Source organism: Neobacillus sp. YIM B06451 (assembly GCF_032667185.1).
In the GTDB taxonomy this organism is placed as follows: Bacteria; Bacillota; Bacilli; order Bacillales; family Cytobacillaceae; genus Bacillus_D.
In genome coordinates this window covers 26,196-38,273 of the sequence record NZ_JAVFKJ010000005.1, presented here as the reverse complement: position 1 = coordinate 38,273, position 12,078 = coordinate 26,196, and the positions used below count along the sequence as shown (strand labels likewise).

Here is a 12,078-nt window from a genome sequence, read left to right as displayed (position 1 = left end):
AAATGTGGAAATTCATTGATTTATCAACAAAAAACAGTGGATAACCAACTTATCCACAAGATTTCCGCCCTGCTTTTTATAGTTATTCACAGTTGGCCCGGTTAGAGAGCAGAACTACGGGTTATCAACAGGCTATTTCCTGAAAACGCCCGAACATATCCACAGGATTTATAAAAAAATTTTATGTTTTTTACGTTAATTTGCGCGGCCTGACGGTGAATGCTATACTCTTGCTTTGGTATGGGTATATTTTTCATAAGATGAATCTTTCATCAGTGAACTATGTTTCCCCGGGTGCTATCTATTAAATGGAGTCAGAGAGAAGGAGTGCGTCCTCTTGAGAAAGCGCAGAAAGAAGGCTTTAATTGTTAAAACGCGTGCTCAGAAAGTGCTTGAATATATTTATATACTGACTGGGTCTGCTGTTGTGGCGCTATCGTTTAATTTATTCCTTCTGCCAAACAGGATTGCCTCAGGCGGGGTAAGCGGGATTTCAACAATCCTCGATGCGGTCATGGGCTGGGCGCCGGCATATGTGCAGTGGTCGCTGAATATACCATTATTTATAGCAGGGGTCGTTTTACTTGGCAGGAATTTTGGCATCAAAACGCTTGTCGGGACCATTTTTCTCCCATTTGTTGTCCTTTCTTCCGCACATCTTCAGCCATGGACGAATGACCCGCTCCTGGGAGCGCTGTTTGGTGGAGTGGGGGTCGGCCTGGGCCTCGGAATTGTTTTTCGCGGAAGGGCATCGACCGGCGGCACAGACCTGGCTGCGCAAATCATTACCAAATATACGGGGCTTACGCTTGGCCGCAGCGTGGCGTTGATTGATGGCTTGATTGTACTGTCCGCGGCGATTGTCTTTGATATTGAACGGGGACTTTATGCACTTATTGCCTTGTATATTACGAGCAAGACAATCGATCTTGTCCAGGTCGGTTTCGGCCGTTCAAAGATGGCGATGATCATTACCAATAAACAAATGGAAGTTCAGGAAGGAATCCTGAATAAGATTGACCGCGGTGTCACAAGATTATCAGCCTACGGCGGTTTTACTGATTCCGAGAAGCCCGTCCTAATGTGCGTAGTTGACCAAACAGAGTTCACAAAGTTGAAACAATTGGTCAAAACCATTGACCCGACTGCATTTGTCATTGTTATGGATGCGGCGGAAGTCCTTGGGGAGGGTTTCAAACGGGAATAGTATTGGTATAATTATGTAGGGTTTAATAACTTTGCTAAAGGGGTTATATAAATGAAGAAAAAACTACTTGCCTTGCTCGTGGGCGCATCAATGGTATTGGCTGCTTGCGGAGGCGGCGGAGACAAGGATACCGCTTCCGATGTAAATCCTGAAAAGCTGTATAACCAAAAATGCTCAGGATGCCATGGCGGTGACCTTAAGGGCGGAGCAGGTCCGGATTTGACTAAGGTCGGGTCTGCGCTTTCAAAAGATGAAATTCAGAAAATCATTGAAGATGGAAAAGGCGGCGGGATGCCTGGTGGCCTTTATAAAGGTGAAGAAGCATCCAAGGTTGCCGAGTGGCTTGCAGAGAAAAAATAATGTCAAAAAGCGTCCTGTCGAATGGCAGGACGCTTTATATATGGAAATAATAATTCAGTTGGATTTTAAGCCACCATGAAATTTTTTATTTTGATAGAAAATTCTAACAATAAACCAACCCCTTCCTCGTTAGGAAAAATTTTTGAAATGAATTTGTAATAAAGACTCACCTTTGAAAAGATATTGAAGAAAAATGTTTTCTCCTCAAAATACTCCTCGCTGTTACTCCCCCACTAAATAGCGGTTTTATTTTACTATTTTCAAAGAGGGAAAATAATGATATATTCGCCAATATAGGATATTATTGGCATATTTCGACTTACTTGAAAAGAAACTGTAATATTTGAACCCCTTTTTTTACAGGTTTTCAGTGTTATAATGGGTTTGTGCTATTAAACACATAGGTTTTTTGTCAAAAATGCGAGAATAATGTCCACCAAGATCAATCAACACGCAGGTTGTTGTCGACAAAACAAATTAGGTGATTGTTTCCATGATAGAAATGCAAAATGTTTATAAAAAGTATCCGAATGGCGTTACGGCTGTTAGCGGCATCGATGTCCGGATCAACCAGGGTGAGTTCGTTTACGTGGTTGGGCCGAGCGGGGCTGGGAAGTCGACGTTCATTAAAATGATGTATCGGGAAGAAGTACCTACATCAGGGACTATCCTTATAAATGGTGTAAATATTGCAAAGCTGAAATCGAAAAGGGTGCCAATTTTCCGCCGTAATCTAGGCGTAGTCTTCCAGGATTTTAAACTGCTTAATATGAAGACGGTTTATGAAAATGTCGCCTTTGCTCTCGAGGTAATTGAAGAACATCCAAAGTACATTAAGAAAAGGGTTATGGAGGTACTCGACCTGGTCAACCTTAAGCATAAAGCCAGGATGATGCCGAATGAACTTTCCGGCGGGGAACAGCAGCGTGTGTCAATCGCCCGCTCGATTGTAAACTCCCCAAAGGTCGTGATTGCAGATGAGCCGACTGGGAACCTGGACCCGGATACATCTTGGGAAATCATGAAAATATTTGAGGAAATCAACACGCGCGGCACGACGATTGTCATGGCGACCCATAACCGGGAAATCGTCAATACAATCAGGCACCGTGTCATTGCGATAGAAGAAGGCAGAATTGTCCGTGATGAGCTAAAGGGGGACTACGGCTATGAAGCTTAGAACCTTGGGCCGCCATACACGGGAGAGCTTGAAAAGCATTGGAAGAAACGGGTGGATGACGTTCGCATCGGTCGGCGCGGTCACGGTCACGCTCATTCTTGTCGGTGTCTTTTTCATTATTATGATGAACCTCAACAGGGTGGCGGAGACCATCGAGGAGGACGTGGAAATCCGCGTACACATCGATACCACCGCAAATGACGACCAGCAGCAGGAGCTACGGAAAAAGGTAGAAGCACTTCCGGAGGTCGGGGACATTAGGTACTCGTCTAAGGAAGAGGAACTCCAGATATTAATAAAAAATCTCGGTGAATCCTACAAACTTTTTGAACAGGACAATCCTTTAAACGATGTATTGGTCGTAAAAACGAAGAATCCTGAGGATACAATGAAGGCCGCGGAAAAGATTAAGAAGATGGATTTTGCCTATAAGGTACAATACGGGCAGGAGAGCGTCGAAAAGCTGTTCAAATTCATTGCCGCGAGCCGGAATGTAGGGCTCGCACTGATTGCCGGGCTATTCTTCACCGCTGTGTTCCTAATCTCGAACACAATTAAAATAACGATTATTGCAAGAAGAAGAGAAATCCAGATTATGAGATTAGTAGGGGCAACAAATGCCTTCATCCGCTGGCCGTTCTTCCTTGAAGGCTTGTGGCTAGGGGTTCTTGGGTCGATCGTTCCGGTCACCCTCCTATCAATTGCCTACTATCAGGCTTACAGTTATCTTGATCCATTGCTCGAAGGCCATTTTATCCAAATCCTTCCCTTTGAACCATTCATGTACCAGGTAGCGGGTTTACTTATCTTAATGGGAGCGTTTATTGGAATTTGGGGAAGTATGATGTCGGTCAGGAAGTTTCTTAGGGTTTAGAAAAGTTGTTTTTGAAGGCAGGCTTACGGGAACAGAGGGTTCCAAAAAAATAGAGACGATTTACCTGTACATGGGTTGCAGTGGAAAGGAGAAATCGGGAATTGAGAAGATCAGCCATGGCGCTTGCCGCGTCAATCGTGGTAGGCATAGGGAGTTTATTTGGGGGTTCGATCGTTCACACAGAAGCTTCAAAACTTTCGAACTTAGAAAATGAGAAAACACAAATTCAGAAAAACCGTTCTGAAGTGGACGCCAATATCAGCGAGTCGGACGAGAAAATTAAAAAGCTCCAGTCCGAGCAGCAAAAAGTCAATGCGGAAATCAAGAAGCTTGACCTTGCAATAAGTGATACAAACAAGAAAATCCGTGAAAAGACACAGGATATTAATGAAACACAAAAGGAAATCAAAAAGCTCCAGGGAGAAATCAAGGTTCTCGAGGAGCGGATTGCGAAGCGGAACGAGCTTCTAAAGGACCGCGCACGCACCTTCCAGGAAAATGGCGGAATGGTCAGCTACATGGATGTTTTAATGGGTGCGACAAGCTTCAGCGATTTCGTTGACCGGGCAACCGCGGTTGCGACAATTATGGAAGCGGACAAGGACATCCTTGAACAGCACAAGGCCGATATCGAAGAACTTGAGCAAAAGAAGCAGAAGGTTGAAAGTGACCTTGCTAAGCTTCAGCAAATGCTCGCCGACCTTGAAACGATGAACAAACAGCTTAGCTCACAGCGTGCCGCAAAGGACAAGCTGATGAAAGAGCTTGTAAAACAGGAAGAGGAAGAGCATGATCATAAAATGGAGCTCCAGGAGAAAAACAAAATCCTGAAGGCTCAGGAAGCAGCCATGGCAAAGGCTATCCAACTCGAGAAAGAGCGGATTGCAAAGGAAGCCGAACGCGCGCGCCGTGAAGCCGCAGCCCGCGCCGCAGCCGCACGTGCTGCAGCGGCTAAAAAGGCGAGTAGTGGCGGTGGTTCCCATGAATCTTCTGCCCAAGCCGAAGCTCCGCCTGTTACATCCGGCAATTTCATGAAGCCTACGAATGGTGTTTATACATCGGGATTTGGCTCCCGCTGGGGAACATTCCACTATGGTGTTGACTGGGCAAACAGGGCTTCGAATGTCCCTGTTGTCGCCGCGGCAAGCGGAGTTGTTATCAAATCCTATTATTCTCCAAGCTATGGAAATGTCGTTTTCGTTGCCCACTATATAGACGGGCAAACATATACAACCGTCTATGCGCACTTGGATATGCGCGCAGTCGGGGATGGAGCGGTCGTTTCCAAAGGCCAATTCCTTGGTTATATGGGGAACACCGGCCATTCCACAGGGAAACACCTTCATTTTGAACTACACAAAGGCGAGTGGAACGACAGTAAATCAAATGCGGTCAATCCATTTGCATACGGTGTGCCGCGTTAAGCACGCACTGAAAATTATAATTAGTAAGGCTAAAGAGCGGAGGAAGCATGGCTTCCCCGCTCTTTTTTTGGACCCGGCCTGTGTAATTCGTGATGTCGGACGCCGGGGCCTACATTCTATTTATTTCCTTTTTGTGCATCCTTGAAACTAGTGCTTTTTTCGTGTTTTCCGCCATGCCCCGCCGATGATCAGGATGCAGGCGATGCCGGATGGCATGAAAAGATGATTTTGCAGGTGCTCCGACCGTAACGGAACCATACGCTATGAAAAGATGTCCGCAGGATGTAGGCGGTGCCAGACTCCATGGAAAGGTGTGTGCGAATTGAAGGTGGTGCGGATGGCATGGGCCACTTTTTCCAAAAACGGCTTTTATCATAACTCGTCCATGCCGGCATATATGTATAGTAACGGGCATCGCTTGTATGGTGGTGCTTTTTCAAAAAATGGCTTGAGATGTTGGGAGTGAGGGCATGAGGCGGAAGTGGATGGCGCTGTTGGTAGCGGGGGCACTCGCGGTGGGTTCCGGGGGGACATTTGCCGGGATGAAGTGGGCGGAGTCGCGGGCTGAAGGGTTTGCGGTTGATGCGGCGGCGATGCCTAAGAAGGGAAAGGAACGGCAGACGGATTCGGCGTTGCTTGATAAGGTGGACCAGGCGTATGAATTGATTGTCAGTCAGTATGTGGAGAAGGTTGAGCGCGAGGAGCTGGTTGAGGGCGCGATCCAGGGGATGCTGGCTTCGCTTGGTGATCCTTATTCGGTTTATATGGACAAGGAAACGGCTCGGCAATTCAATGAATCATTGGAATCGTCGTTTGAGGGGATTGGCGCGGAGATTGGAATGGAGGACGGCAAAATCGTGATTGTGTCGCCTTTTAAAAATTCTCCTGCGGAAAAGGCGGGGTTGAAGCCGCATGACCGGATCATGAAGGTGGACGGAAAAAGCGTCGAGGGGCTTGATTTGATGCAGGTGACCGTGAAAATCCGCGGCGAGAAAGGGACCATTGTCCGTCTTGAGGTAGAACGGAAAAATGTAAGAGAACCAATTACGGTAGAAGTGAAACGCGACCAAATCCCGATTGAGACGGTTTTTTCAAAAGTGAAGAATGTGAATGGGAAGCGGATTGGGGTAATTGAGATTTCTTCATTTGCGGAGGAGACGGCGAGCGATTTTAAAAAGCAGCTGAAGGCGCTTGAGGAGAATGGAATTACCGGGCTTGCAATCGATGTGCGCGGCAATCCGGGCGGTCTGCTTATAAGTGTGGAGGAAATCCTGCGCGAATTTGTGGACGGTGATAAGCCGTTTGTCCAGATTGAGAAGCGGAATGGGAAGCGTGATAAGTATTTTTCAACTTTGAAGAAGGGGAAGCCGTATCCAGTGGCGGTCCTTGTTGATAAAGGAAGCGCATCTGCCTCGGAAATCCTTGCCGGTGCGCTTGCCGAGGCGGAAGGATATCCGCTCGTCGGCGAGAAGACGTTTGGCAAAGGGACGGTGCAGCAGGCGATGCCAATGGGTGATGGCAGCAATATTAAGCTGACGCTCTTCAAATGGCTTACGCCTGACGGAAATTGGATCCATAAGAAAGGTATTAAGCCGGATGTGGAGGTTGCACAGCCTGTTATTTATGGGACGCACCCAATCCAGGTGGATGGCGCGCTTGAAGCGGATATGAACAATGAGCAGGTAAAGAACGCCCAGATTATACTTGAGGGGCTTGGGTATTCGCCTGGGCGGACGGATGGCTATTTTAGTACGGGGACTGTACGGTCGGTGAAGGCGTTCCAGCAGCATGCCGGGTTGCAGCCTACTGGAAAAATTGACGGGAAGACCGCAGTGGCGCTTGATGAAGAGAGGGCAGCGGAAACGAAGAAAGACAAAAATGACCTGCAGCTAAGGACGGCGCTGCGGCTGTTGGCGAAATAGGGTTTTGGGCTTGATGTAAGCAGAAAAGGTTGGACTCGGGCAGGGAAAAAGAATCCCCTGCCCTTTTTGTCGTGCGGGTGAAAAAATGCGAACAGTGCCTGGCACCACCCAAAAAATCTTGTTTCACGCTGATTGTTTCACGGAAAGTGCATTGCGGCTTTTGAGTAGATGGAGTATTTGAAAGAGAGCAAACAGTTTTATGGGAGGTTCGTTAGTCTTACTGGTGTTTATGAACCGATTTTAAAGGTTTATGAACCGATGTTATGAGTTTTTGAACCGATAATAAGGTTTTATGAACCAACTCGTGTCGAATATGAACCGGAATGAAACGTTTATGAACCGAGTCATGCAGGGCGATTTTGGGAAATAAAAAAAAGCCCATGGCTGGACTCCGAAATTATCGTTCGCAGGCAATGCCGTCTTTATCGCGGTCTTTCGATTTGTTCGCATCATAAAGCGCTTTAGAGACAAATGGCTGGTAGCGCGTCTTTCCTCCTATGTTTTTAACCTTGGAGTCTTTTGCAACGCCGCCTTTGTAATCTTTATTCAGTTCTGTGCAATTAGCGTATTTTTTTGCGGCGCCTTCAGCTATGGTTGCTGACCCGTAGGCAAGTCCGAAAAATAGAGTGGATGAGAGTATAATCTTTAAACCTTTTGCCAAATTCCCAGCTCCTCAAGTTTTATTTTCCTTCATTTTACAATATGCCGACAGTGCAAACAACCATAAATTGTAATATAAACACATCAAATTACCCCACTGGGAAACACTATTGTTGACCAACCTGTATATACAGGATATACTTAGTAATGTAACTTGTATATACATGTTAGTGGTTGTCCTGGATTATGAAGCCGTTTGCTTGTCATGAGAGAAATATATGAATCGGATTTAAATGTATTTTTTGATTAAAAATGAAACAGTAACTGCATATAGGCAGGATTCATAATCGATAAAAAGAAAACGCTGTCATTCATTTAATTTTAGGAGGGCAAAGAGAATGGATTTAAAAAGAACAGCTACAGAAATTATTGATGCGGTTGGAGGCAAAGAGAACATCGCTGCCGCAACCCATTGTGTGACACGGCTGCGTTTTGCGCTGAATGACGAGAGCAAGGTAAATAAGAAAGAACTTGAAAAAATAGATCTTGTGAAGGGCTCGTTTTCCGCAAGCGGGCAGTACCAGGTTGTAATTGGCCAGGGAACTGTTGACAAAGTCTACAATGAGCTAGCCGCGCAGGCTGGGATTGCCCACGCGAGCAAGCAGGAAACTAAAGACGCTGCGGCTCAAAATCTGAACCCTTTCCAACGAGCGATTAAGACGCTGGCTGATATTTTTATCCCAATTTTACCCGCGATTGTTACAGCAGGTTTATTGATGGGGATTAACAACGTCCTGACAGGGCCGGGAATTTTTTACCCGGACAAGTCCTTTGTCGATGTTCATCCGAATTTTGGTGATTTCGCATCCATTATCAACCTGATTGCCAATACGGCGTTCGTCTTCCTTCCGGGATTGATTGGCTGGGCTGCGGTAACCCGGTTCGGCGGCAGTCCGCTTCTTGGGATTGTACTTGGCCTTATGCTTGTCCACCCGGATCTTCTGAACGCATGGGGATGGGGAGCGGCAAAAGCCGAAGGTGATATCCCAACCTGGAACCTGTTTGGCCTTGAAATCCAAAAGGTTGGCTACCAGGGACAGGTCCTACCGGTACTTGTTGCTTCGTATGTTCTGGCGAGAATTGAACGTTTCCTTCGCAGCAAGATCGCTGATGCGTTCCAGCTGCTGCTTGTAGCGCCAATTGCGCTTTTGGTTACCGGTTTCCTTTCGTTTATCGTCATTGGGCCAATCACGTTTACTATCGGACAATGGATTACAAATATGTTTACGGGCATTTTCGATGCCGTACCAGCGATTGGTGGACTTATTTATGGAGCCCTGTACGCACCGCTTGTCGTGACGGGTATGCACCATACATTCCTTCCAGTCGACCTGCAGCTAATTTCAAGCACAGGCGGAACATTCCTATGGCCAATCCTCGTAATGTCCAACGTTGCCCAGGGATCCGCCGCACTTGCGATGATGTTCCTGCTTAAAGACGAGAAGCTTAAGGGTTTGTCCGGAACTTCCGCGGTCTCCGCATATCTCGGCATTACTGAGCCTGCTATGTTCGGGGTGAACCTCCGCTTCCGCTTTGCCTTCATCTCCGCGATGATTGGCTCCGCTCTTGCCGGAATGTTCATTACTATTAACAAAGTTCTTGCGCCATCGATCGGGGTTGGCGGCTTGCCCGGCTTCCTGTCGATTGTTCCGCAAAAATGGGTGCCATTCTTTATCGGCATGGCAATTTCAATCGTGGTACCGCTCGCCCTAACATACCTATGGGGCAAAACAAAAGCCCGTAAAGGCGAACTCGCTTAATTTCAGGTTGAGCGATAGGGCCAGGAACCCAGGATGGATTATAGTGTCCCGCCGGGTTCCTGGCTTTAAAACTGGGCATTATTCTTTTCAAAAGAGTGCCTGGCACCATTACAAAAGAGGTGATCAGCATGAGTGAACCGTGGTGGAAAAGATCGGTTGTGTATCAGATTTATCCGAAGAGTTTTAAGGATACAACAGGGAACGGCGTTGGGGATTTGCAGGGTATTATTGACAAGCTTGATTATTTGAAGGAACTTGGCGTGGATGTAATTTGGCTGACGCCGATTTATAAGTCGCCGCAGCGCGATAATGGCTATGATATTAGTGATTATTTTTCAATATATGAGGAATACGGTACGATGGACGATTTCGACCGCCTCCTCGATGAAGCTCACAAACGTGGCCTTAAGCTCATTATGGATATTGTCGTCAACCACACGTCCACCGAGCATCCGTGGTTCCAGGAATCACGCAAATCGAAGGACAACCCCTACCGGAACTTCTATATTTGGAAGGACGGCGTCGATGGCGGCCCGCCAACGAACTGGGAATCGAAATTCGGCGGCAACGCCTGGGAGTATGATGAACAGACCGGACAGTACTACCTGCACTTGTTTGATGTCACCCAAGCCGACCTGAACTGGGAGAATGAAAAAGTCCGCGAGAAAGTTTATGACATGATGAAGTTCTGGTTTGAAAAAGGGGTCGATGGTTTCAGGCTCGATGTCATTAATCTGATTTCCAAAGACCAAAACTTCCCGAACGATGATAAAGGCGATGGCCGCCGTTTCTATACGGACGGCCCGCGCGTACATGAGTTCATGAAAGAGATGAACCGCGAGGCATTTTCCAAATACGAAAGCATGACCGTTGGTGAAATGTCTTCGACGACCATTGAACATTGCATCCAGTACAGCAATCCAGAGAACAGGGAACTAAGCATGACTTTTAATTTCCATCATTTGAAGGTGGATTACGAGGGCGGCGATAAATGGACGCTTGCAGACTTTGACTTCATTGCACTAAAACGAATCCTGTCCACCTGGCAGGAGGAAATGAACCGGGGCGGAGGTTGGAACGCACTGTTCTGGTGCAACCACGACCAGCCGAGAGTTGTATCCCGTTACGGCGATGACGGAGAATACCGGGTCGAATCCGCCAAGATGCTCGCGACAACCATCCATATGATGCAGGGTACGCCATACATCTACCAGGGTGAAGAAATTGGGATGACGAACCCTGGATTCGAATCGATTGACGACTATCGGGATGTTGAATCCCTGAATATTTTCAGGTTAAAAAAAGCATCTGGAATGGGCGAAAAGGAAATACTCGAGATTCTAAAAAGCAAATCGCGTGACAATTCGCGGACACCAGTTCAATGGGACGCATCCGCGAATGCCGGTTTTACGTCAGGTACCCCCTGGATTGGCGTAGCAGGCAATTACCCGGACATTAATGTTCAAAAGTCGCTTGCAGACAAGAATTCCGTTTTCTATCACTATAAAAAGCTAATCGGCTTACGGAAAGAATACGATATTATTACGCACGGGGATTACAAACTCATTCTTGCAGAAGACCCGCGGATATTCGCCTACACCCGCTCCTGGAACGTAGAAACTCTGCTCGTTGTGAACAATTTTTATGGTAAAAACGCGCAGTTTGAGCTGCCGGATGGCGTTCGAATCGAAGGTGATGGCGTGAAAGCCAACGTGCTCATCTCGAATTACAAAGACCATCCCGAAGACTACCGCAGCTTCACACTCCGTCCGTACGAATCGATTGTATTCCATTTGAAAAAGTAAAATGCGAACAGTGCCTGTCACTCCCCGAATTTTCTTGTTTCACAGGTATTGTTTCACAAGCAAAAGGGATTAGGCTGCATCTTCATAACCAAAAGCAGCAGTGTTACAATGAATGGGAGGCGGTTTAAGCTGCCTCCCAATTTTATGAACCGGGTGAGAGCCGTGGTAATGAACAAATACGACAGCATTTATCAGGATATTGCCGAGCAAATCGAAAGCGGGAAGCTGAAAAAGCACACAAAGCTGCCATCGGAGAACGAGCTCGCGGAAATGTATGGGACGAGCAGGGAAACGATCCGAAAGGCGCTGAACCTCTTGTCGCAAAATGGCTATATCCAAAAAATAAAGGCAAAAGGGTCGGTTGTACTTGACATTGGCCGTTTTGACTTTCCGGTTTCGGGACTGACAAGCTTCAAGGAAGTGGCGGAAAAGGTTGGGCAAAGATTCCACACGACCGTCCATGAGTTATATGTTATGAAGCCGGACAATTTTTTACAAAACGAATTGAAAATCTCCTCCAAGGAGGAAGTGTGGAAGGTAGCGCGGACCCGTGAAAAGGACGGGGAGCGGATCATTCTCGACAAGTCGTTTTTTGTGAAAAAATACGTACCAGGACTAACGAAGGAAATTTGCGAAGACAGCATTTATGAGTATATCGAAGGCGAATTGAACCTGAATATTTCGTTTGCCCGGAAGGAAATCACTGTTGAGGAATGCACGGAGGAAGACCGCACCTACCTTGATATGAATGGATACGAACATATCGTTGTCGTCCGGAACAATGTTTTCCTCGACAATGCGTCCGTGATTGAATATACGGAGTCTAGGCATCGACTCGACAAGTTCCGTTTCGTCGATTTTGCGAGAAGGAGCAGGTAAGCCATTC

General features: G+C 46.8%; 10 protein-coding genes. 9 read left to right on the top strand and 1 reads right to left on the bottom strand.

Annotated features, from left to right (window positions below; genetic code table 11):
• Window positions 1-337: 337 nt before the first annotated feature.
• The 6 genes from RB160_RS11365 (at window position 338) to RB160_RS11340 (ending at window position 6,967) form a co-directional block, all read left to right on the top strand.
• Window positions 338-1,207, top strand: a complete 870-nt coding sequence (locus RB160_RS11365; protein WP_316570437.1) for a YitT family protein — start codon at window positions 338-340, stop codon at window positions 1,205-1,207.
• 51 nt (window positions 1,208-1,258) lie between these two features.
• Window positions 1,259-1,567: a cytochrome c551 gene (gene cccB, locus RB160_RS11360; RefSeq protein WP_316570436.1), complete on the top strand. Its 309-nt coding sequence runs from the start codon at window positions 1,259-1,261 to the stop codon at window positions 1,565-1,567.
• Between the two features lie 493 nt (window positions 1,568-2,060).
• Window positions 2,061-2,747 carry a cell division ATP-binding protein FtsE gene (gene ftsE / locus RB160_RS11355; RefSeq protein ID WP_316570435.1) on the top strand — a complete coding sequence of 229 codons (687 nt, stop codon included), beginning with the start codon at window positions 2,061-2,063 and terminating at the stop codon, window positions 2,745-2,747.
• Complete coding sequence (ftsX, locus tag RB160_RS11350; RefSeq protein ID WP_316570434.1) at window positions 2,737-3,621, top strand: permease-like cell division protein FtsX; 885 nt, start codon at window positions 2,737-2,739, stop codon at window positions 3,619-3,621. Before ftsE ends, ftsX begins: the two co-directional genes overlap by 11 nt.
• Before the next feature lie 101 nt (window positions 3,622-3,722).
• Window positions 3,723-5,045 carry a murein hydrolase activator EnvC family protein gene (locus RB160_RS11345; protein ID WP_316570433.1) on the top strand — a complete coding sequence of 441 codons (1,323 nt, stop codon included), beginning with the start codon at window positions 3,723-3,725 and terminating at the stop codon, window positions 5,043-5,045.
• Window positions 5,046-5,515: 470 nt separating this feature from the next.
• Window positions 5,516-6,967 carry a S41 family peptidase gene (locus RB160_RS11340; protein WP_316570432.1) on the top strand — a complete coding sequence of 484 codons (1,452 nt, stop codon included), beginning with the start codon at window positions 5,516-5,518 and terminating at the stop codon, window positions 6,965-6,967.
• A 397-nt stretch (window positions 6,968-7,364) separates the two neighbouring features.
• Here RB160_RS11340 and RB160_RS11335 read toward each other — a convergent pair whose 3' ends face one another.
• Window positions 7,365-7,628 (bottom strand): excalibur calcium-binding domain-containing protein, encoded by a 264-nt coding sequence (locus RB160_RS11335; protein WP_316570431.1) that lies wholly within the window; start codon window positions 7,626-7,628, stop codon window positions 7,365-7,367.
• A 337-nt stretch (window positions 7,629-7,965) separates the two neighbouring features.
• Here RB160_RS11335 and treP point away from each other — a divergent pair, with 337 nt between their 5' ends.
• From treP to treR, 3 genes are all read left to right on the top strand, one after another.
• The gene (gene treP, locus RB160_RS11330; protein ID WP_316570430.1) at window positions 7,966-9,387 is read left to right on the top strand and encodes a PTS system trehalose-specific EIIBC component; all 1,422 of its coding nucleotides are present in this window, start codon (window positions 7,966-7,968) and stop codon (window positions 9,385-9,387) included.
• Window positions 9,388-9,515: 128 nt separating this feature from the next.
• Entirely contained in the window at window positions 9,516-11,192 is a 1,677-nt protein-coding gene (treC, locus tag RB160_RS11325; protein ID WP_316570429.1) for an alpha,alpha-phosphotrehalase, read from the top strand.
• 162 nt (window positions 11,193-11,354) lie between these two features.
• Window positions 11,355-12,071: a trehalose operon repressor gene (gene treR / locus RB160_RS11320; protein ID WP_316570428.1), complete on the top strand. Its 717-nt coding sequence runs from the start codon at window positions 11,355-11,357 to the stop codon at window positions 12,069-12,071.
• The last annotated feature ends 7 nt before the right edge of the window (window positions 12,072-12,078 follow it).